Here is a 19,215-nt window from a genome sequence, read left to right as displayed (position 1 = left end):
GAGGGCAAAGACATGAATGATAAAGGATTTACTCTGTTAGAAATGTTAATTGTCATGCTTGTGATTTCGATTCTTTTACTGATTACCATTCCGAATATTACTCGTCACCACCAAACGATTCAAGCAAAGGGCTGTGAAGGGCTTAAATCAATGGTGAGCACTCAGGTGATGGCATATGAATTAGAGCACGATGGCAAGACACCATCTTTAGCTGAATTAGTAAAAGAAGGCTATGTTAAAAAGGGATTAACGTGTCCTAATGGAAAAGCGATTGTCATTCAAAACGGCCATGTGAAGCATGAATAAATTAATTTTTCATGAAAAGGGTTTTACCCTCATAGAACAGCTAATGATCTTACTGGTTCTATCGATTCTATTGTCGATCATAGGAGTAAAAATCCCAAATTTAATAGAAGACGCTGAAGCCAAAAAACAAGTGAACATCATGAAACAAGATTTTCAATTGGCTGCTAATACTGCATTTGTCAAAAAAACACGTGTATATGTTGAATTCCATCCGCCACATGTATCGTATCAAGTAATCGATCAAAAGGATGGCGAAGTCATTGCTTCTTTTCAGCAACAAAAGGGAAGCATTCAGGCTTCTACATTTACACAAGGTATCTATTTTAATGTAAACGGACATCCAAGCAGCGGCGGGTCTCTCATCATTCAATTTGGCAGTCAAACGTATAAGCTCACGATCTATTTAGGAAGCGGGCGAATCCATGTTCAAAAGCAATAGAGGGTTTAGTACGATAGAAGCGCTGTTTGCTTGTCATATCTTCCTATTTGCAGCCCTTGTGCTTATGCCGGCCTATGAAAAAATCATAATAGGGAAAAATGAAGTAAGAGCCAAACTTGAGGCTTACCAAATTTTGCATGAACAGATGAATGAATCGTTTATAGAGGGTACAAAATCTTCTGTCAAAAAGAAGCGAGGCGACATCACATATGTATTCAATTGGAGTAAAGAGAAGGGATGTGTATCATACAACATACAAAAAAAGCAGACCATATGCTTTCACCAGGTTGCTGAACGGTGAACAAGGTTTTACCTTTGTCCAGGCTTTATGGCAATTGCAGCTATTTTTGTTCCTTTCTTTTGGCTGTGTACTGATCTTTTCTACAGCTGAGAAAGCCCGTCCTTTTGAAGAGATTAACCTATTTTCGCAAATGGAGTGGAAACAGACTGTTCTGCAATTAGATGAGGAATTAAGCCGAGCAACGGCTGTTCGATCGGTGCAAGGAGGTAAAGCGTTAGAGTATGTATCTGATCAAGGGCGAGTCGTAACGATTGAGCCATATCAAGAGATGCTTCGGAAGCGAATGGATCAAGCAGGCCATCTCCCTTTATTGCAAAAGGTGAAAGAATTTCGCGTGAGAACAAATCAGCATAGAGCTATCCTTAAAGTCACAGATGAATCTGGTAAGGTGTATGAAGCTGTTTTTTTCATATATAAAGGGGTGGTTCCTACATCGTGAAAAGGGAAGGAGGATTTATCTATCCGCATGTACTGGCTGCAATTCTATTTTTTCTCTTGATCCTAGGGGCGATGACGATAGGGCTTCAAAAAGAGCTGAGAAGTGCAGAGCTGACGATTTCGTTTTATAAAAAACAGCAGCTTTTCAGGGTGGGTGCGAGTGAAGCTGCCCGTACATTCCATCGTTTGTGTGAACAGCAGCAAACTCATATTCACACTGAAGAAGGCCGCGTGACATTAAAGAAGATAACATGCGATCAAAAGAAAAAGCGTATCCACATGTTAGTCAGGGTGAAAACAAAAGATGGTTTATCAGATGAACGGGAACTCGTGCTGAATTGGAAGACCCGTGAAATCATGAAATGGGCAAACCGTGAATAGCCAGTGTATAAAATGATCCTCTTCCTGGTAACACTTGAAGAAAGAAGAGGTGAATGTGCTTGAAAACCAATGACTATGTAAAATATATGACACAGGAAATCATTAAATATATGAATACACCACGTGACGAACGGAAAGAACATAAACAAGAGAGAATGGAAACGAAACCGCCATTTTCACAGCGTTTATTTGGGGTTCTGCCGTTTGGGTTTTCAATGATGCTAAAAAAACGTAAGCGACATCGACAAAAGTAAAAAGCCGCCAGTAGGCGGTTTTTTTATGCCCCTTTAGCTGTATTCTTCCACAACAATCACTTTATTGACCTTGTTTGAGTAAGGGTTATAAGAAATAGTGACAAATACCCCAAATTCTTTGGTGTGGTCTTTTAACGTAATATGATACTGTTTCACAGATTCCTTCTCACGATGACGGTCCCATACTTTTTGTTTGAATAAGACTTGCGTTAGCGGATATCGTTTCTTTGCTTCTTTGACTGCCCGCGTTTCCCATTGATCTGCGGCGGCAGTGAAACCTCTCGCATCCACAGGATTGGCGTCTTGTATCATAGGACCCAACAGTAAACTGAGCATGATTATCATCTTTCCATATTTCACTTCACATCACCTCACCTGCTATTATTCTGACCAAATGCTGCACTTTTATGTAAATTTTTAAGAAGTACAAATGTCACACAAAAAAATATTGAATACGGCGAAAGAATGAGAAAATGGAAGAATTTTCTCGTAATCATTCTTGTTTAAGAACAAAATGGACTAATTTGGCGTTTTGGGTTTTATAGGTATTTCCTTATACTGTATGTAATCGTTCTTATTAAAGAACAATCGTTCAAGGAGTTGGAGAATGAATGAAACAGTCGTTCTTTGTACTTTTTTGTGCCATTTGTTTGATTTTCACGTCACTCTTGATCTCAACAACGAACGCTTCTTTTAACGATATTGAGCACTCAAATTTTGTCATGAAAACATGCGAAAATTTTGAACAGACGGACCAGCATTGTCAGCCTTCCAAATGGGATAGAAGTCATTTGGAACTCATTGATCAAACGATGATCAAAGGAACAGTCTGCGCGCCTCAAAGCTTGAGCATGACACTAAAAAATAGTGGACAACCTATTGCACACTCTGAATGGAAATGGGAATTACATAAAGTGAAAAGTGAGCAGAAGCCGTTACAAGATGGTCATATTCTTGAAAAAGGCTCTATACAGTCCCTTCTTTCTCAACAAACAACGACTGTCACGACAGATAAAGCAAAAACGAATGGAATCTATGTGTTTAAAATCTATTACCCTAAAGGTTTTGAAGGATCTGGAGAAGCATTTATATGGTCTAAACATATGCAGCTTACAAAGTGTCAAGAAAAGGCATCCTAAATGGAGCTGTCTTCTAAATGAAACAATGATAGGCGAAGGGGAGAAGAGGTCATGAAAAAATGGATGAAGATGTCTGGAAGTATTCTTTATGTGGTGGTGTTCACGGTGATGATTGCATGTATTATTGTCGTATTGTCATCAAGAACTACAGGGGGAGATCCTCAAATTTTCGGTTATCAATTCAAGCAAGTATTATCTGGCTCAATGGAACCAGAATTTTCGACTGGCTCACTCATTGTCGTAAAAGAAGTGACTTCACCGGAGGCACTTAAAAAAGGGGATATTATCACATTTCAAACGAAGCAGGACCAGTCTTATGTGACCCACCGAATTGTTGGGGTGAAAGGAAAGGGAGCAAATAAAGCCTTTGAGACGAAAGGTGACCACAATATGTATCAGGACGGCACGCTAGTAAAAGCGGATCAGGTGGCTGCGCAGTATACGGGTGTGACCATTCCATATGCAGGAAAGCTTCTTTCGTATGCAGGGACTTCGGCTGGAACCGCGTTGCTGCTCATTATACCAGGTGTGATGCTGCTCGTTTATTCGACTCTTCATTTTGTAGGCGCTGCAAAACACCGAAGACACACGGCCGATTTACAGATGTCAGAGGAACAAGCTTAAATTTTCGTTTGTAACCTAATTAGGTTTCAATAAAACAATTTATTAGGGGGTTCATTCATGGCAAAGAAAAGATCAATTCGTTTAGGTGTATTATCAGGGGCTTTAGGCCTGGCATTAATTGGTGGGGGGACATGGGCGGCGTTTAACGATGTAGAAACGGCAAATGCGGTCTACTCGACAGGAGAGCTGGATTTATCTGCAAAAGAGAACTCCGGCGCCATCAACCTTTCAAACTTAAAACCTGGTGATCGCATCAAGAAAGAATTTAATTTTGAAAATAAAGGATCACTTGCGATCAATCAAGTGCTGATGAGTCTTGATTACAGCCAGTTTCAAGATGGAGCTTCCTCGAAAAATGGCGGTAAGAATACAGCTGAAGAATTTCTCAGTCAGTTTCAGGTGAGTGTTCTGACGGTTGGAGCCGAAGGTGGAAATGGTTATCCGAAAAATATTATCTTAGACGCTGCAAACCTGCTTGACTTGCATGAACTAACGGCAAAACAGGATCAGACTGCATTTGAAAAGCTTCGTCATGCCGTCGATGAGAAGTTTTTACATGAAAGTGGGAAGATTAATGTAGCAACTGTTGATGGAACAGTGGCTCCAGAGTATGACGGCATACCAAAGAACCCGTTTGATTACGATAAAATGGAAATGATCATTGAATTTGTCAATGACCAGACGAAGGATAAAGCTGGTCACTATATCCAAAATAAATACCAAGGCGATGCGATTCAAATTGATCTTTCCTTCGAAGCGACTCAGTGGAATGGTTTAACGATCAATCCCAAAAAGCATACGGATGAAAAAGGCTACGTGAAAGAAAACGAAAAAGCACACAGCGAAGATAAAAAATAAAGTCAGTCTTTAGACTGATATCAAGTTCTGCATAGCAATTGGAGGAGTATGCGCTAAAATGTGCGCTTTACTCCTCTTCTTGCTTTTTTCTCCAGATTTGATAATCTAAAAATTCACGAAATTGCTTTTTCGAAACCCCTGATGTCATTGCATCTCGAACTAGTTTTTCCCATTCACTATCTAATTGACCATCGTATTCGGTTTCATCTTTTTCGTGTAACAGTGTATGAACCGAGACGTCCAGAACAGCGGAGACTTTTTCAAGAAATTGAATGGAGGGGTTTGTTTGCAAGTTTCTTTCTATTGAGCTTAAATAAGACTTCGCTACCCCAGCCTTTTCGGCCAGTTCTGATAGTGAGTAGCCTTTTTCATTGCGGTATTGTTTAATACGCTGGCCAATCAATGTCATCACCTTCCTTTCGATATTATAGCACATTCAGAAAGGTTTGATAGAATGACTTCTTACCAGAGGGTGAGACTCAGAGGACTTTTCACTTGATTTGAGGAATTGACGGACTTCTTCTACTGTTAGCCCTGCTTTACGAGCTTCAAGTAATAATTGAACCCATTCACTGTCTAATATGTTCGTTTTCTTTTCCATACAAATACCCTCCTAAAATACTGAATCATGTATTTCAGGCACTTAACGCATGAAATGGAAAGACACAGGTGGTAAGACCTCATAGTTTGCTTGCGTCATTTTTCCGCCCAATACAAACAGACAAACGTTGCTTTTGGCTGATCGAAAATTGTACGTCACATGAAAGGGAGGGGACCTATAGGTCAACCTCCTCTTTTTTGCTGTAAGTAAAAAAGTCCGCCATTTTCAATCGTTAGACTGATTTTTGGTTCGTATAAAGTTTTGAGTGCTTGTCTTTCTATTTCATATTCTACAGACGTGTCTGAAGTCCCTTCATAAAATTGGTTTAAAAGTTCAGTGTCTTCTTTCCATTTTTGAACAGCTCTTACCGCCCAATCATCTGGTTCCTCATGGGCGTAATGCTCCATTAAACTGTAGAGCCGTTTGACGCCGCTTTCTGGCTTGATCATTGTACTCATCGTAAAGCAGTAATCGGGAATTTGAGATGACAGCTCACGGGTTTCCAGCTTTTCTTGAAATTGTTCAACGACTTCTCCGCGTATTAGATGAAGTCCTAGTGATAAAAGCTTATCCTTCTTTCGATCTGCGAGATAAGAAATTTTCACATTGAGACCAAGCCAGGGCTCGAGTGCGATCTGGTTGGCCATGAGAGGGGTGACTCGTTCATAGAGACGGATAAATCGGCCCTGCTGTTTGACAGCTTCGAAAATTTGAAATAAACGAGGGGAGCCGAAGTGGATAAATTCACCCTCAATGGTATCATCCACTTTTTTTTGATCGGTGATGAGGGTCAATTGCCGCGGCTCCGGAACACCACCAGTTTTTTCAAGCCAGTGCCAATAAAAAGGGCGGTTCATAATCAATTTATCCATATCGATGGTTAGTTGTACGGTCATATGTCCAGCACTTTCTTCTAGTATGTCGCATTGATTTGCCTGAAAGAAACGGAGAAGAAAGGTATGTATGTCACGCTGCTTCATTGATCAACTCTCCTTTATGAGCCTTGCTGTCTTTTTTCTAAAAGCGGTGTTTTTGCTTCTGTTAAATAGGAAGCAAACTGAGTTAATTTCTTTTTCATGTCACCGTCTGATTCGTGCTGAAAGAGAATCTGATGCAGTTCTGATTCGGCATCTTTGATATCGATTCGCGTTAAAATATCATCTAGATCGCCAATGACGTTTTCAAACAGCTGAATTTTTTCATATAAAAGCTTTAAGATGTGTTCCTCAACGGTACCGTTAGTTGCCATATTGTAAATGTGGACATCTCGCTCTTGTCCAAGGCGGTGGATTCGTCCAATCCGCTGTTCTAAACGCATCGGGTTCCACGGAAGATCGTAGTTGATGATTTGGTTACAAAACTGAAGGTTGATTCCCTCGCCCCCGGCTTCTGTAGCAATTAACACTTGCGCCCGTTCTCTAAATAAATCTTTCATCCAATCCTTTTTGCCCCGCTTAAAGCCGCCCCGAAAAGGAACGGAGCTGATGCCATTTTGCTGAAGAAACCATTGTAAATAAATTTGTGTCGCGCGGTATTCGGTGAAAATAATGACTTTTTCATTTAACTGTTGAATAAGCCTAACGACTTCAAGCGCCTTTGTGTTTTGCTGCACTTGATTGATTTTCTCCATAATTTCCGCTATAGCAGAAGATCCAAGGATATGTTTTTCATCTTCCTGCATTTTTTTAATTGTCATATAGACCGCCTCGCGGCTTGAACAGCATTCTCGTTCCAAGGTCATGATGGAAAACATATGTTTAGTATAGGACGGGTTCTCTTTCAGCTTGCAGATTTCATCATATAATGCTTGTTCCGTCGGAGAGAAATCAATGGAAATCGTTTTGACATGCCGTTTTGTCCACTCGATGCCCGTGTCTTGCCTTCGGTTACGAATCATCACTTTATTCACAAGCTGTTTTAAACGGTCATGGTCTTCTAACTGTAAATCCTTTTTGGCAAAGACATCTTTAAACTGATGTTCATTCCCTAGGTGACCTGGCTTCAGAAGGGAGACAAGATTAAATATTTCTCCAATACGGTTTTGGATAGGCGTCGCTGTCAGCAGCAAGCAGAATTTCTTATTTAGATTTCTCACAAATTCATAGTTTTTCGTTTTATTGTTTTTCAGTTTGTGTGCTTCATCAATAATGACCATATCGTAGGCAATGGATAAAATAGTGTCTCGATGCGGCTGTCTTTTGGCTGTATCAATGGAGGAAACCACGACGTCACACTGCTCCCACACATAGCTCTTTTTTTGTTCGACAGCATCAATATAAAATTTCGTCCGCAGCTCCTGTACCCATTGAGATACGAGAGAGGCGGGGACGAGTATGAGAATTTTTTTGGCAAGTCCACGAATCATGTATTCTTTGATAATAAGTCCTGCTTCTACGGTTTTTCCAAGTCCCACTTCATCTGCTAAAATGGCTTTTCCGTTCATCTCTTCTACGACTCTTCTGGCTACTTCAAGCTGATGTTTTAAAGGCGTGAATGCAGGCAGATGGGCAGGAGCTTGCAGTCCTTCAAATGAATCAATGGCTGTGACTTTTTGGACCTGCGTCGCTAAACGGTACATTTCCCAGTTCGCCCAGGGGCCGTCTGCTGCAAGCCGCTGCTGAAATTCACTTGCCCATTCTTGATCAAAAATCGTTTGAATATTCAATGTGGTCGCCTGCCTTTCTAGTAGGTTGAGGATAAAATTGTTCTGTATTTAAACGCTTCATTTTTTAAGAGGTCTTGAAAAGACTAGATATTTGAATAAAAGCGAACGATAATGAATGGTTATTTAAAAAATGTTAATGATTTTTCTGTTGCTCTTCATCCGTTTCTAATGGTAGGATGTTGGTAAGTGATCTAGCAAATAAGTCACCCATTTTGATAGTATGTCCAATAAATGTGAAGAATATGAGCGGATGATGGTATGGGGAGAGACTTGGCGGTTATTTAGCACTGGCAGGCGCCGAAGGAGCAAGCTGAATCGTTTCAGTGAATCTCTCAGGCAAAAGTACTCTTACCGGACGCAACTCTGGAGAGTGTTTGCTCATCGTTTTTTTAGCAAACCACCAAAGGGGAAAACGCACAATGATGTTGTGCTGTAAACTTTCAGGTGCAAGGACAGAGACTTCTTTTTGATAAAAGGGAGCGCTCTGTCCTTTTTTGCTGTGATTTTTTTCTGAAAATTCAGCTTGTGATCTGCACTGAAAGAAAAAAGGGGGAAACGATTGATGTTGAAACGAACACCGCTTTTTCATGCGTATGAAACGTTTGGCGCAAAAACCATTGACTTCGGGGGCTGGGAATTACCTGTCCAATTTTCTTCCATTAAAGAAGAGCACGAAGCTGTTCGAACAAAGGCAGGGCTTTTTGATGTGTCTCACATGGGTGAGGTGGAAATCAAAGGTCAAGATGCCCTTCCTTTTTTACAAAGGTTATTAACCAATGATGTGTCTAAGCTGACAGACGGCAAGGCACTATATACAGCCATGTGCTATGAAGATGGCGGGACAGTGGATGATCTGCTCGTCTACCAAAAAGAAAAGAACGATTATTTGCTTGTCATTAATGCATCAAATATTGAAAAAGATGTGGAGTGGCTGCTTCAGCATCAAGGTGAGAACGACGTATTGATCCAAAATGTCTCTGATCAAATCGCTTTGCTAGCCCTTCAAGGACCTCTTGCCGCTGACATCATGAAAGATGTGGCGGATGAAGAAGTGACATCGCTTAAGCCGTTTACATTTTTATCAAAAGCTGTGGTTGCTCAAAAAGAGGTGCTTGTTTCAAGAACTGGCTACACAGGAGAAGATGGCTTTGAAATCTACTGCCAGTCAGAAGATGCGGTCCACATTTGGTCGGCTTTATTAAAAGCAGGCGCATCAAAAGGATTAATACCGTGCGGGCTCGGTGCACGTGACACCTTGAGATTTGAAGCAAGACTTCCGCTTTATGGGCAGGAGCTATCAAAGGATATCTCTCCATTAGAAGGCGGGATTGGCTTTGCTGTCAAAACGGATAAAGAAGCCAATTTTATTGGCAAGGAAGCGCTCAAGAAGCAAAAAGAAGAAAGGCCGAAGCGAAAGCTTGTCGGCATTGAAATGATAGATAAAGGGATTCCGCGCACAGACTATCCGGTCTTTTCAGGAGAAAAGCAGATTGGGGTAGTCACAACGGGCACACAGTCCCCAACATTAAAGAAAAATGTCGGGCTTGCTTTAATTGAATCTGCTCAGGCGCAGCTTGGAACAGAGATAGAAGTACAAGTTCGCAAAAAACGTCTAAAAGCGAAAATCGTCGCAACACCATTTTATAAAAGAGCCAAATAACGAGGGGGAATAGAGGATGAAGCATAGGTATTTGCCGCAAACCGAGCAAGATCAAAAAGAAATGCTGGATGTCATCGGCGTTCAGTCGATTGATGAGCTTTTTTCAGATATCCCAGAAAAAGTGAGATTTAAAGGAGCATACAACATTAAAGCAGCCGCATCTGAAACAGAGCTTGTAAGGGAATTATCCCGATTAGCTGCAAAGAATAAAGATACGGTCTCCTATGCATCGTTTCTTGGTGCCGGTGTATATGATCATTACCAGCCTGTCATTGTGGATCATGTCATCTCACGTTCTGAATTTTATACAGCATACACACCTTATCAGCCGGAGATTTCGCAAGGTGAACTACAAGCCATTTTTGAATTTCAAACAATGATTGCTGAGCTGACGGGTATGGATCTTGCTAACTCCTCGATGTATGATGGCGGGACAGCATTAGCTGAAGCGGCAATGCTAGCTGCTGGGCATACAAAAAAGAAAAAAGTGGTTGTTTCTGAAACGGTTCACCCTGAAGCAAGAGTCGTGCTAAAAACATATGCCAAAGGACAGCACATCGAAGTTGTTGAAGTGCCTGCGAAAAAAGGGCAGACGGACCTAGCAGCATTAGAAAAGGCTGTCTGCGAAGATACAGCAGCAGTTCTTGTGCAATATCCAAACTTTTTTGGTGTCGTCGAACCGTTAAAAGACATTGAACCTATTGCCCATCAAGGGAAAAGTTTGTTCGTTGTCTCTAGTAATCCACTTGCACTCGGGTTACTGACGCCGCCAGGAAAACTTGGAGCAGACATTGTCGTTGGTGATGCGCAGCCGTTTGGTATTCCAGCAGCGTTTGGCGGGCCGCATTGCGGATATTTTGCTGTGACGAAAAAGTTGATGCGAAAAGTGCCAGGTCGTTTAGTTGGGCAGACAGAAGACGAAAATGGTGTTCGTGGGTTTGTACTAACCCTTCAAGCGCGTGAGCAGCATATTCGGAGAGATAAAGCGACGTCTAATATTTGTTCGAATCAGGCATTAAATGCATTAGCCGCTTCCGTTGCCATGACAGCACTCGGAAAAACAGGCATCAAAGACATTGCCTATCAAAACGTACAAAAAGCCCACTATGCGAAGACGAAGGCAAAAGCATATGGACTGCTTGCTGATGTAGAAGGGGCCCATTTCAATGAATTTGTAATCAAATTACAAGAACCTGTAAAAGAAGCCAATAAACGATTGCTTGAAAAAGGAATCATCGGCGGCTATGACTTAGGGAGAGACTACTCAGAGCTTCAACATCACATGCTTGTCGCCGTGACAGAGCTAAGAACAAAAGAAGAAATTGATACGTTCATGAAGGAATTGGGGGATCGCCATGAATAAACAAGATCAGCCGCTTATTTTTGAATTATCCAAAGAAGGAAGAATTGGTTATAGCCTGCCTGATTTAGATGTACCTGAACAGGAGATCCCAGCTTTATTTGATGACACGTATATCCGTCATGATGATGCTGAGCTTCCTGAAGTATCTGAGCTTGATATTATGCGTCATTATACAGCATTATCAAGACGTAATCACGGGGTCGATTCCGGATTTTATCCTCTTGGCTCTTGTACAATGAAATATAATCCAAAGATTAATGAAAAGGTTGCACGCCTTGCAGGCTTCGCGCAAGTCCATCCACTACAAGAGGCAGACACTGTGCAGGGAGCATTAGAATTGCTGTATGATCTAGGTGATCATCTTGAAGAAATTACGGGGATGGACGCTGTGACATTACAGCCTGCGGCAGGAGCACACGGGGAATGGACAGGGCTCATGATGATCCGTGCGTACCATGAAGCAAGAGGAGATCATAAACGAACAAAAGTCATTGTGCCGGATTCTGCTCATGGAACGAACCCAGCATCTGCGACAGTGGCTGGGTTTGAAACCATTACCGTCGCATCTGATGAGAATGGGCTTGTTGATTTAGAGGACCTGCGCCGTGTTGTCAATGAAGAAACTGCGGCTTTAATGCTGACGAATCCGAATACACTCGGCCTATTCGAAGAAAATATTTTAGAAATGGCTGAAGTCGTTCACGGAGCTGGTGGCAAGCTTTATTATGATGGAGCGAACTTGAATGCCGTTTTGAGCAGAGCAAGACCGGGGGATATGGGATTTGATGTCGTTCACTTAAATCTTCATAAAACCTTTACAGGTCCACATGGAGGCGGAGGCCCTGGTTCAGGTCCTGTAGGCGTAAAAAAGGATTTGATCCCGTACTTGCCAAAGCCGGTGCTTGTGAAAAAAGAAGGCCGCTTTTACTTCGATGATGATCGACCAGAATCAATTGGCAGAGTGAAGCCGTTCTATGGTAACTTCGGCATTAACGTCAGAGCATATGCGTATATTCGCTCTATGGGCCCAGACGGCTTAAAGGCTGTCACTGATAATGCCGTGTTAAATGCGAACTATATGATGCGCCGCTTAAGTACTCATTTCGATTTGCCATTTGACCGTCACTGTAAGCATGAATTTGTCCTTTCAGGTAAACGTCAGAAAAAATTAGGTGTGCGCACACTGGATATTGCCAAGCGATTACTTGATTTTGGCTATCATCCGCCAACGATCTACTTCCCGCTCAATGTAGAGGAATGCATCATGATTGAACCAACTGAAACAGAATCAAAAGAAACACTTGATGCCTTTATCGAAGCGATGATTCAGATTGCAAAAGAAGCGGAAGAGAATCCAGAAGTCGTGCAGGAAGCGCCGCATACAACGGTCGTCAAACGAATGGACGAAACAAAGGCTGCCCGGAATCCAGTTCTCGTTTTTGAAAGATAAAGAAAAAAGACTCAGGGGGGATCATGCTCCCAGAGTCTTTTTTGTTAGTTCTTCGTTTTGATGCGGCCGCCCCATTTTTTAAAGCCGCCTTTTAAATTATAAATCTCACGACAGCCGTTTTTACGTAAAGTTTGCGCTGCTTTTCCGCTTCTCAAATTGTTTTGGCAATAAAGATAAACAGGCTTGTCAGGACGAATTTCATTTTTGCGCTGCTTTAGCTGGGAAAGGGGGATGTTTCTTGCCCCTAAAATATGTCCGCCATCAAACTCATTTGGCTCTCTCACATCAATGAGTTGAGCTTTGCGGTAACCTTTAATAAATTCTTCTTCCGTCAGCGTTTTCATAATACGCTGCTGATAAATGTAGCTGCCGACAGAATAAAGAACGAAAAGTCCACAAAGTGAGAGGACGATATAGTTGAACATTGACAATACAACTCGACTCCTTCTTGAGCATCAGCACAGTGGCCTGTCTGATGGTATGTTTTAGACAAATACTATTATAGTAAAGCAAAAGAAACTTGTCATCATAAATGGTAAGAATTATTTTCAATTCGTTCCCTATTTGATAGACTGATGGAGAGAGAATATCGGTGGTCATGACCATCATCTAACATTGACTACGTAAAAGAGAAGGGATTTTTATATGCAAAAAGAGAAATGGTGTTTCATTGATACAGGAAATCAAGACCCTGCCTTTAACATGGCAATGGATGAAGCCTTGCTTTATTGGCATAGTGAGAAGCTGATCCCGCCTGTCATCCGCTTTTATGGATGGAATCCTGCGACATTGTCTGTTGGGTATTTTCAGCATGTTGAAAAAGAAATTAACATGGAAGCAGTCGAGCGCTATGGCCTTGGGTTTGTCCGCAGACCAACTGGAGGGCGGGGGGTTCTTCATGATCAGGAGCTGACCTACAGCGTGATTGTGTCAGAGGAACATCCAGAAATGCCGGCGACGGTGACAGAGGCGTACCGCGTCATTTCAGAAGGCATTTTAGAGGGCTTTAAAGAACTGGGACTCGATGCGTATTTTGCCATTCCTCGAACAGATAAAGAAAAAGAAAGCTTAAAAAATCCAAGATCGTCTGTATGCTTTGATGCCCCTTCCTGGTACGAGCTTGTCGTAGAAGGCAGAAAGGTAGCAGGCAGTGCTCAAACGAGACAAAAAGGAGTGATCCTCCAGCACGGCTCCATCTTAATTGACCTTGATGAGGACAAACTGTTCGATTTATTTCTTTATCCAAACGACCGTGTGAGAGAGCGGATGCAGAGAAGCTTTAAAAACAAAGCGGTCGCCATCAATGAAATCTCAGACCGAACTTGTACAATAGACGATGCGCGTGTGGCGTTTAAACGAGGATTTGAAAAAGGATTAAATATTGAGCTTGTGCCTTATGAGCTGACAGATGAAGAGTTAGCATTTGTCCACCATCTTGCCAAAACGAAATATGCCTCAGACGAGTGGAATTACAAGCGTTAGGACAAAGGACACTCCTTGTTTTTTAAAGGGCGATGGTGTAGAATTGTTATGATTATTAAGTAAAGGTGCATTATGGAGGGGTTTTATGACTACACCTAGTATGGAAGATTACATTGAACAAATATATATGCTGATAGAAGAAAAAGGATATGCCAGAGTCTCTGATATTGCAGAAGCACTCGCTGTCCATCCCTCCTCTGTAACAAAAATGGTTCAGAAGCTAGATAAAGATGAATACCTCATTTATGAGAAGTATCGTGGTCTAATTTTAACCCCGAAAGGCAAAAAAATTGGAAAACGTCTCGTATACAGACATGAACTGCTAGAGCAATTTTTAAGAATCATTGGTGTAGACGAAGAGAAAATTTATGATGATGTAGAAGGCATTGAACATCATCTCAGCTGGAACAGCATTGACCGCATCGGCGATCTCGTTCAATTCTTTGAAGAAAACGACGAGCGATCTGTTCAGCTGAAAGCGATTCAAAAGAAAAACGAACAAACAAATCAAGAATCTTAAGAAAAAGGACACCCATGCTGAGGGTGTCCTTTTTGATTAAAGTTCTAATTGAAAGCATATGCTCTTACACTATTAATAGCGTGATATCAAAGGGGGCTCCTTGATGAAGATAGATGGTGTGTTCTCAGGTGGAGGCATTAAAGGGGCAGCACTTGCGGGTGCCTATGAAGCGCTTGAAGCAAGAGGATATCAATTTGTCCGCCTTGCTGGTACAAGTGCTGGAGCGATCATTGCTTCACTCATCGCAGCAGGCTTTACAAGTCAGGAGATTCGGGAGCTTTTAGATGAAATGGATGAACATCACTTGCTTGATAGGAGATGTCAATTCATTCCGTTTAAAATGCTTAGGTGGGTCTCCATTTACTGGCGCCTCGGTCTGTACAAAGGCGACCGGCTGGAAAAATGGCTGACAGATGTGTTGAAACGAAAGGGGGTCACCGTATTTGGGGATCTCAAAAAAGATTCGCTGAAAATTGTTGCCTCTGATTTAACAAATGGGAAAATCCTCGTTCTGCCAGACGACCTTCCTTCATACGGCTTAAATCCAGAGCGCTTTTCTGTTGCAAGGGCAATCCGGATGAGTTGCAGTCTGCCGTATTTTTTCGAGCCTGTCAAACTAAAGTCATCAAAAGGCATTTGTACCATTGTGGATGGAGGCGTGCTTAGCAATTTTCCAATTTGGTTGTTTGCCGAAGAGAAAAAAAGACCATTCGTCGGTGTCACATTAACCCCAAACGAAAAAGAACGCCCTCAACACTCCATCCGCAATGCGTTTGAACTGTTTGGCGCTCTTTTTGAAACGATGCGTGGTGCTCATGACGAAAGACACATTGCCACAAAACACGAACGTCATGTTATTTTTATTCCAGTGGAACACGTCATTGCCACTGATTTTCAGCTGATGACAGAAAAGAAAAAGGCGCTCGTCGATCTAGGTAGACAGAAGGCCGAGCAATTTTTAAAAAGCTGGACATTTTAAAACAAAGCGCGATTCTTCTTTTTGTTTTTCTTGCCTTCAATCACAGTTAACTGTGTTTGGCTTTTCTTTTTGAGAAGGACGGGCTTAGACTTGTGGTCAGTCGGCACGCTTCGCAAATGAGTGACCCGATTTTTCATCTGGCTTTTCGTTTTTGGTTTAGGCTGCTGGTAGCGACGTTTTGATTGTTTGACTGCTTTACGATAAAGATTGCCTTCTGTTCCAGTTCTTCGATTCATCAGCCATCTAAATAGGAAAAACATAACCGCTCCAATGATCACAACTGATAGCAGCATTGTAAAAAGTCTGCCTGGATTCGTTGTGAGTAAATACACAAATCCCAAAACACCTAAAGCGAAAATAATGGTAAAAGCAGGATGTACTCGGCGATTCATAACTGTCCACCTCCGAAGGAATTTACCGGATTTATAAGTTAGATCACTTGATGAGCAGAATCTGACGCTTGTTTCAGAGACGCTTCCTCTAAACGAAGAAGTTCATTAAAACTTGCAATGGCTACCTCGACTTGATCGTCAGAGGGTTCTTTTGTTGTGAGCAATTGCAGCCAAAGGCCAGGATAGCCAAGCGCTTTCAGCACAGGCACTCCTCGGAGTTTGTTCGTAAGCTGAAGCACTTCAAATGAAATGCCGAGAACAACCGGAATGAGCGCCAAGCGATTCAGAACTCTCACCCATAAAGGATCTGTCGGTACGAGTAAATAGACGAACATTCCGACAATGACAGTGAATAAAATAAAGCTGCTACCGCATCGATAATGAAGCCGTGATTGTTTTTGGACATTTTCCACTGTGATGTCAAGATTCTGTTCATAGCAGTTTATGACTTTATGTTCTGCGCCATGATATTGAAATACCCTTTTAATTAAAGGGGTCATGGAAATAAAGTAAATATAGCCTAATAACAGGACCAGTTTAAAGAATGTTTCCACTGCGATTTGTGCGAAATTCCCTGAAAAGACGGGCCGCACAAGTTCAGCTAAAAAGACAGGTACTAGGGTAAAGACAAATTTACTAAAGAGAAGAGAGAGAACTCCGATCACAGCAATGCCGAAAATCATAGATAATTTCGAGCTTTTTTGTTCTTTTTCAAGAGTATGATCTTCTGAAGGATCTAAGTCATAGCGCTCGCTGGAGAAGTTCAAGTGCTTACTGCCATTTGCGCTTGCTTCAACAAGTGCAGCAACACCCCTGACAAAGGGGATTTTCTTGAGAAAGGCGGTTCGTTTATTGGAGGTCCGGGGAAGCTTTAAAAACTCAATGGACTGATCCTTACGCCGAATCGCTGTCACATAGTTCTTTTTACCTCCGAACATGACACCTTCGACAACTGCCTGCCCTCCATATGCTGGAGGTTTTGTTTGATTGGACATATTTCATCAACCTGCCTGTTTCCTGTAATTTACATGCATTTCCTTATACCTTTATTGTACAGGAAATGAGGGGAAATCACTAGCGCACAGGTCGATTATCTACTAGAATTCTATCTACCTCTTTTTAGCCAGTATACCCTGTTATAAAAATTTTACACTCACGGATGGAAATCCTTTTTTTTATGACATTTTGGACATACTACTTGCTGGAGGTGTTCACAAATGAAACGTGATGAAAAGAAAAACCAAGAAGAGAACAATCAGTCTGTACAAACGTCATCGCTATTGGCAAGAGCAGCTGCGACAGGCTTTGTTGGCGGTGTTTTTTGGGGCTTTATCGGGTTTCTGACCCATATGTTTCATTTCTCAGAGGTGAGTCCCAATATGCTCCTTCAGCCTTTTGTGCTCGGAGAGTGGAAAAAGGGCGGACTTGGTACTTTTATCAGCATTGTGCTTTTAGGGGTTTTATCGATCGGAGCAGCCTTTATTTATTATGGGCTTTTGAAACGGATCAAAGGCTATTGGATGGGGCTGATATATGGCGCGCTTTTATGGCTGCTCGTTTTTTACGTATTTAATCCCATTTTCCCAGATGTAAAGCAAGTCCAGGATTTGCAGCAAAGCACCATCGTCACGACATTTTGCCTATATATTTTATACGGTATGTTTGTCGGATACAGTATTTCGTTTGAATATAATGAATTAACGAGTCAAAAGCTTGCGAGGGCACTCGGGAAAAAGACAGAATAAAGTGTAAATCACCTATTCATATGATAAAATATTTTTGGAAACGAAAGGTTTCTAAGGAAAAAGAAACAGATCTCGATATAGATTGAATTAGGGTGAAGGAGTGGTTGTATGCCTCATTTTCTTGTACTGAATGGGCCCAATTTAAATAGGCTTGGCAAAAGAGAGCCGGCTGTTTACGGAAGTAAGACGCTGACAGATTTAGAGACAGATTTGTTCCAGTTTGCAGAAAGAGCCAATATCCAGTTAACGTTCTTTCAATCAAATCACGAAGGAGATTTGATTGATGCGCTCCACGAAGCAGAAGACCAGTACGATGGAGTCGTGTTTAACCCGGGGGCTTTTACACACTACAGCTATGCCCTGAGAGATGCCATTGCAAGTATTTCTTTATCCGTCGTTGAAGTACATATCTCAAACGTTCATAAGAGAGAGGAATTCCGCCATCATTCTGTACTTGCTCCAGTATGCCAAGGGCAAATCGTTGGTCTTGGTTTAGAAGGGTATAAATTGGCGATTCGTTATTTAGTGAGTGAAGGGGGAGCAGTATCATGAAACTTGAAAAGTTAAGAACACTTTTATCTGAATTAGAGATCGATGGTCTAGTCATTACGAGCAGCTTTAATTTACAGTACATGACCAGCTTTACTGGCTCAGCCGGTCTCGCCGTTGTTTCAAAGGACCGGGCAGCTTTTATCACGGATTTCCGTTATACAGAGCAAGCGAAGGACCAAGTAAAAGGCTTCGACATTATTGATCATAAAGGAAACATCGTAGAAACCGCAGCTCAAACGGCAAAGGAATTTGGGATCAAACGCCTTGGGTTTGAACAAAACCATATGACATTTGCCACTTACCAGCAGTATGCAGGTAAAGCAGGTGATATTGAGCTTGTTCCGGTCTCAGAATCAGTTGAAAAGTTGCGCTTGATTAAGTCTAGTGAAGAGATTAAGATATTAGAGGAAGCTGCGAAGATTGCAGATCACGCCTTTGATCATATTCTCACTTACATCAAGCCGGGCTTGACGGAAATTGCTGTCATGAACGAGCTTGAATTTTTCATGAGAAAAGAAGGCGCTGAAGGATCTTCATTCGATATGATTGTCGCCTCAGGTGTTCGTTCAAGCCTGCCGCACGGAAGAGCGAGTGAAAAGGTGATTGAATCTGGTGATTTAGTCACACTCGATTTCGGTGCTTACTATAAAGGATATTGCTCTGATATGACAAGAACGATCGCTGTTGGCACACCGAGCGATAAGCTAAAGGAAATTTATCATATCGTATTAGAAGCAGAAAACGCTGGTGTGGATAGAATCAAGCCTGGCTTAACAGGAAAAGAAGCTGATCGCATCACACGTGACATCATTGAAAAGTATGGCTATGGTCAATACTTCGGGCATTCAACTGGCCACGGGCTAGGGATGGAAGTGCATGAAGCGCCAGGCCTTTCCTCACGATCAGAGGTCGTCTTAGAAAAAGGAATGGTCGTGACAGTTGAGCCGGGAATTTACTTACCGGATGTCGGCGGCGTGAGAATTGAGGATGATATTGTCCTGACAGCTGACGGCAATAAACGATTGACCCACTCACCGAAAGAACTTATCATATTATGATGGTGAAA

General features: G+C 41.9%; 26 protein-coding genes and 1 riboswitch. Of the genes, 18 read left to right on the top strand and 8 right to left on the bottom strand.

Annotation, left to right across the window (positions count from 1 at the left end; genetic code table 11):
• The first annotated feature begins 12 nt into the window (after positions 1-12).
• From comGC to MKZ05_RS11295, 6 genes are read left to right on the top strand one after another with little or no spacing between them, the layout of a single operon-like run.
• Positions 13-306 (top strand): competence type IV pilus major pilin ComGC, encoded by a 294-nt coding sequence (comGC, locus tag MKZ05_RS11320; RefSeq protein WP_212045910.1) that lies wholly within the window; start codon positions 13-15, stop codon positions 304-306.
• Positions 299-745, top strand: a complete 447-nt coding sequence (comGD, locus tag MKZ05_RS11315) for a competence type IV pilus minor pilin ComGD (RefSeq protein WP_212045911.1) — start codon at positions 299-301, stop codon at positions 743-745. Before comGC ends, comGD begins: the two co-directional genes overlap by 8 nt.
• A complete protein-coding gene (gene comGE, locus MKZ05_RS11310; RefSeq protein WP_003217390.1) occupies positions 729-1,046 on the top strand; it encodes a competence type IV pilus minor pilin ComGE in 318 nt (105 codons plus the stop codon). The genes comGD and comGE overlap by 17 nt, the downstream gene beginning before the upstream one ends.
• Positions 985-1,485, top strand: a complete 501-nt coding sequence (gene comGF, locus MKZ05_RS11305) for a competence type IV pilus minor pilin ComGF (protein WP_212045912.1) — start codon at positions 985-987, stop codon at positions 1,483-1,485. The genes comGE and comGF overlap by 62 nt, the downstream gene beginning before the upstream one ends.
• Entirely contained in the window at positions 1,482-1,865 is a 384-nt protein-coding gene (gene comGG, locus MKZ05_RS11300) for a competence type IV pilus minor pilin ComGG (protein ID WP_212045913.1), read from the top strand. Before comGF ends, comGG begins: the two co-directional genes overlap by 4 nt.
• Positions 1,866-1,924: 59 nt before the next feature.
• On the top strand, positions 1,925-2,119 hold the full coding sequence (locus tag MKZ05_RS11295) for a YqzE family protein (protein WP_034620826.1): 195 nt from the start codon (positions 1,925-1,927) through the stop codon (positions 2,117-2,119).
• A gap of 33 nt (positions 2,120-2,152) precedes the next feature.
• Here the strand turns inward: MKZ05_RS11295 and MKZ05_RS11290 are convergent, their stop codons facing one another.
• On the bottom strand, positions 2,153-2,431 hold the full coding sequence (locus MKZ05_RS11290; RefSeq protein WP_249118272.1) for a DUF3889 domain-containing protein: 279 nt from the start codon (positions 2,429-2,431) through the stop codon (positions 2,153-2,155).
• Between the two features lie 299 nt (positions 2,432-2,730).
• On the opposite strand from MKZ05_RS11290, the gene tapA reads away from it, so the two are divergent.
• From tapA to MKZ05_RS11275, 3 genes are read left to right on the top strand one after another with little or no spacing between them, the layout of a single operon-like run.
• Positions 2,731-3,258 carry an amyloid fiber anchoring/assembly protein TapA gene (gene tapA / locus MKZ05_RS11285; protein WP_212045914.1) on the top strand — a complete coding sequence of 176 codons (528 nt, stop codon included), beginning with the start codon at positions 2,731-2,733 and terminating at the stop codon, positions 3,256-3,258.
• Positions 3,259-3,309: 51 nt separating this feature from the next.
• On the top strand, positions 3,310-3,882 hold the full coding sequence (locus MKZ05_RS11280) for a signal peptidase I (RefSeq protein WP_003217306.1): 573 nt from the start codon (positions 3,310-3,312) through the stop codon (positions 3,880-3,882).
• 57 nt (positions 3,883-3,939) lie between these two features.
• Positions 3,940-4,740 carry a TasA family protein gene (locus tag MKZ05_RS11275; protein WP_003217403.1) on the top strand — a complete coding sequence of 267 codons (801 nt, stop codon included), beginning with the start codon at positions 3,940-3,942 and terminating at the stop codon, positions 4,738-4,740.
• 67 nt (positions 4,741-4,807) lie between these two features.
• Here the strand turns inward: MKZ05_RS11275 and sinR are convergent, their stop codons facing one another.
• The 4 genes from sinR to MKZ05_RS11255 all read right to left on the bottom strand — a co-directional run bounded on the left by sinR (position 4,808) and on the right by MKZ05_RS11255 (position 8,006).
• Positions 4,808-5,143: a transcriptional regulator SinR gene (sinR, locus tag MKZ05_RS11270; RefSeq protein ID WP_012010555.1), complete on the bottom strand. Its 336-nt coding sequence runs from the start codon at positions 5,141-5,143 to the stop codon at positions 4,808-4,810.
• Between the two features lie 33 nt (positions 5,144-5,176).
• Positions 5,177-5,341, bottom strand: a complete 165-nt coding sequence (locus MKZ05_RS11265; RefSeq protein WP_003217357.1) for an anti-repressor SinI family protein — start codon at positions 5,339-5,341, stop codon at positions 5,177-5,179.
• A gap of 182 nt (positions 5,342-5,523) precedes the next feature.
• Positions 5,524-6,321, bottom strand: a complete 798-nt coding sequence (locus tag MKZ05_RS11260) for a YqhG family protein (protein ID WP_003217448.1) — start codon at positions 6,319-6,321, stop codon at positions 5,524-5,526.
• A 14-nt stretch (positions 6,322-6,335) separates the two neighbouring features.
• A complete protein-coding gene (locus MKZ05_RS11255) occupies positions 6,336-8,006 on the bottom strand; it encodes an SNF2-related protein (RefSeq protein WP_212045915.1) in 1,671 nt (556 codons plus the stop codon).
• Between the two features lie 250 nt (positions 8,007-8,256).
• Positions 8,257-8,364, top strand: a riboswitch (glycine riboswitch).
• Between the two features lie 204 nt (positions 8,365-8,568).
• Here MKZ05_RS11255 and gcvT point away from each other — a divergent pair.
• Genes gcvT through gcvPB form a run of 3 tightly spaced genes read left to right on the top strand, consistent with a single transcriptional unit; the run spans position 8,569 to position 12,479 of the window.
• Entirely contained in the window at positions 8,569-9,666 is a 1,098-nt protein-coding gene (gene gcvT, locus MKZ05_RS11250) for a glycine cleavage system aminomethyltransferase GcvT (protein WP_212045916.1), read from the top strand.
• A 16-nt stretch (positions 9,667-9,682) separates the two neighbouring features.
• Positions 9,683-11,029, top strand: a complete 1,347-nt coding sequence (gene gcvPA / locus MKZ05_RS11245) for an aminomethyl-transferring glycine dehydrogenase subunit GcvPA (RefSeq protein WP_212045917.1) — start codon at positions 9,683-9,685, stop codon at positions 11,027-11,029.
• On the top strand, positions 11,022-12,479 hold the full coding sequence (gcvPB, locus tag MKZ05_RS11240; RefSeq protein ID WP_003216118.1) for an aminomethyl-transferring glycine dehydrogenase subunit GcvPB: 1,458 nt from the start codon (positions 11,022-11,024) through the stop codon (positions 12,477-12,479). The genes gcvPA and gcvPB overlap by 8 nt, the downstream gene beginning before the upstream one ends.
• Before the next feature lie 44 nt (positions 12,480-12,523).
• Here gcvPB and MKZ05_RS11235 read toward each other — a convergent pair whose 3' ends face one another.
• Complete coding sequence (locus tag MKZ05_RS11235; protein WP_034620482.1) at positions 12,524-12,904, bottom strand: rhodanese-like domain-containing protein; 381 nt, start codon at positions 12,902-12,904, stop codon at positions 12,524-12,526.
• Positions 12,905-13,124: 220 nt separating this feature from the next.
• Between MKZ05_RS11235 and MKZ05_RS11230 the strand changes: the two genes are divergently transcribed.
• The 3 genes from MKZ05_RS11230 (at position 13,125) to MKZ05_RS11220 (ending at position 15,460) form a co-directional block, all read left to right on the top strand.
• Complete coding sequence (locus tag MKZ05_RS11230) at positions 13,125-13,961, top strand: biotin/lipoate A/B protein ligase family protein (protein ID WP_003216009.1); 837 nt, start codon at positions 13,125-13,127, stop codon at positions 13,959-13,961.
• Between the two features lie 85 nt (positions 13,962-14,046).
• A complete protein-coding gene (gene mntR / locus MKZ05_RS11225) occupies positions 14,047-14,481 on the top strand; it encodes a transcriptional regulator MntR (protein WP_003215946.1) in 435 nt (144 codons plus the stop codon).
• Positions 14,482-14,584: 103 nt separating this feature from the next.
• Entirely contained in the window at positions 14,585-15,460 is an 876-nt protein-coding gene (locus MKZ05_RS11220) for a patatin-like phospholipase family protein (protein ID WP_003215585.1), read from the top strand.
• Here the strand turns inward: MKZ05_RS11220 and MKZ05_RS11215 are convergent.
• Both MKZ05_RS11215 and MKZ05_RS11210 read right to left on the bottom strand, forming a co-directional pair.
• Entirely contained in the window at positions 15,457-15,852 is a 396-nt protein-coding gene (locus tag MKZ05_RS11215; protein ID WP_003215754.1) for an SA1362 family protein, read from the bottom strand. The genes MKZ05_RS11220 and MKZ05_RS11215 overlap by 4 nt on opposite strands.
• Before the next feature lie 38 nt (positions 15,853-15,890).
• Positions 15,891-16,847: a DUF1385 domain-containing protein gene (locus MKZ05_RS11210; protein ID WP_339160140.1), complete on the bottom strand. Its 957-nt coding sequence runs from the start codon at positions 16,845-16,847 to the stop codon at positions 15,891-15,893.
• Between the two features lie 222 nt (positions 16,848-17,069).
• Between MKZ05_RS11210 and MKZ05_RS11205 the strand changes: the two genes are divergently transcribed.
• The 3 genes from MKZ05_RS11205 to MKZ05_RS11195 all read left to right on the top strand — a co-directional run bounded on the left by MKZ05_RS11205 (position 17,070) and on the right by MKZ05_RS11195 (position 19,207).
• Positions 17,070-17,597: a YqhR family membrane protein gene (locus tag MKZ05_RS11205; RefSeq protein ID WP_212045922.1), complete on the top strand. Its 528-nt coding sequence runs from the start codon at positions 17,070-17,072 to the stop codon at positions 17,595-17,597.
• Between the two features lie 108 nt (positions 17,598-17,705).
• Positions 17,706-18,149 carry a type II 3-dehydroquinate dehydratase gene (aroQ, locus tag MKZ05_RS11200; protein ID WP_003215787.1) on the top strand — a complete coding sequence of 148 codons (444 nt, stop codon included), beginning with the start codon at positions 17,706-17,708 and terminating at the stop codon, positions 18,147-18,149.
• Positions 18,143-19,207, top strand: coding sequence for a Xaa-Pro peptidase family protein (locus MKZ05_RS11195; RefSeq protein WP_339162410.1), 1,065 nt, complete (start codon positions 18,143-18,145; stop codon positions 19,205-19,207). The genes aroQ and MKZ05_RS11195 overlap by 7 nt, the downstream gene beginning before the upstream one ends.
• Positions 19,208-19,215: the final 8 nt, after the last annotated feature.

Source organism: Bacillus sp. FSL M8-0277, from assembly GCF_037975305.1.
Lineage (GTDB): Bacteria > Bacillota > Bacilli > Bacillales > Bacillaceae > Bacillus > Bacillus pumilus.
This window is presented reverse-complemented; position numbering and strand designations above follow the sequence as displayed.

What these genes read in the sequence shown, in the direction of transcription:
- MKZ05_RS11235 (WP_034620482.1), bottom strand. Translation starts at nt 12,904, where the DNA reads ATGTTCAACTATATCGTCCTCTCACTTTGTGGACTTTTCGTTCTTTAT.
- aroQ (WP_003215787.1), top strand. Translation starts at nt 17,706, where the DNA reads ATGCCTCATTTTCTTGTACTGAATGGGCCCAATTTAAATAGGCTTGGC.
- gcvT (WP_212045916.1), top strand. Translation starts at nt 8,569, where the DNA reads ATGTTGAAACGAACACCGCTTTTTCATGCGTATGAAACGTTTGGCGCA.
- mntR (WP_003215946.1), top strand. Translation starts at nt 14,047, where the DNA reads ATGACTACACCTAGTATGGAAGATTACATTGAACAAATATATATGCTG.
- comGC (WP_212045910.1), top strand. Translation starts at nt 13, where the DNA reads ATGAATGATAAAGGATTTACTCTGTTAGAAATGTTAATTGTCATGCTT.
- gcvPA (WP_212045917.1), top strand. Translation starts at nt 9,683, where the DNA reads ATGAAGCATAGGTATTTGCCGCAAACCGAGCAAGATCAAAAAGAAATG.
- MKZ05_RS11265 (WP_003217357.1), bottom strand. Translation starts at nt 5,341, where the DNA reads ATGGAAAAGAAAACGAACATATTAGACAGTGAATGGGTTCAATTATTA.
- MKZ05_RS11280 (WP_003217306.1), top strand. Translation starts at nt 3,310, where the DNA reads ATGAAAAAATGGATGAAGATGTCTGGAAGTATTCTTTATGTGGTGGTG.
- comGE (WP_003217390.1), top strand. Translation starts at nt 729, where the DNA reads ATGTTCAAAAGCAATAGAGGGTTTAGTACGATAGAAGCGCTGTTTGCT.
- MKZ05_RS11210 (WP_339160140.1), bottom strand. Translation starts at nt 16,847, where the DNA reads ATGTCCAATCAAACAAAACCTCCAGCATATGGAGGGCAGGCAGTTGTC.
- MKZ05_RS11290 (WP_249118272.1), bottom strand. Translation starts at nt 2,431, where the DNA reads ATGATACAAGACGCCAATCCTGTGGATGCGAGAGGTTTCACTGCCGCC.
- tapA (WP_212045914.1), top strand. Translation starts at nt 2,731, where the DNA reads ATGAAACAGTCGTTCTTTGTACTTTTTTGTGCCATTTGTTTGATTTTC.
- comGD (WP_212045911.1), top strand. Translation starts at nt 299, where the DNA reads ATGAATAAATTAATTTTTCATGAAAAGGGTTTTACCCTCATAGAACAG.
- gcvPB (WP_003216118.1), top strand. Translation starts at nt 11,022, where the DNA reads ATGAATAAACAAGATCAGCCGCTTATTTTTGAATTATCCAAAGAAGGA.
- MKZ05_RS11205 (WP_212045922.1), top strand. Translation starts at nt 17,070, where the DNA reads ATGAAACGTGATGAAAAGAAAAACCAAGAAGAGAACAATCAGTCTGTA.
- MKZ05_RS11230 (WP_003216009.1), top strand. Translation starts at nt 13,125, where the DNA reads ATGCAAAAAGAGAAATGGTGTTTCATTGATACAGGAAATCAAGACCCT.
- MKZ05_RS11215 (WP_003215754.1), bottom strand. Translation starts at nt 15,852, where the DNA reads ATGAATCGCCGAGTACATCCTGCTTTTACCATTATTTTCGCTTTAGGT.
- MKZ05_RS11260 (WP_003217448.1), bottom strand. Translation starts at nt 6,321, where the DNA reads ATGAAGCAGCGTGACATACATACCTTTCTTCTCCGTTTCTTTCAGGCA.
- MKZ05_RS11220 (WP_003215585.1), top strand. Translation starts at nt 14,585, where the DNA reads ATGAAGATAGATGGTGTGTTCTCAGGTGGAGGCATTAAAGGGGCAGCA.
- MKZ05_RS11275 (WP_003217403.1), top strand. Translation starts at nt 3,940, where the DNA reads ATGGCAAAGAAAAGATCAATTCGTTTAGGTGTATTATCAGGGGCTTTA.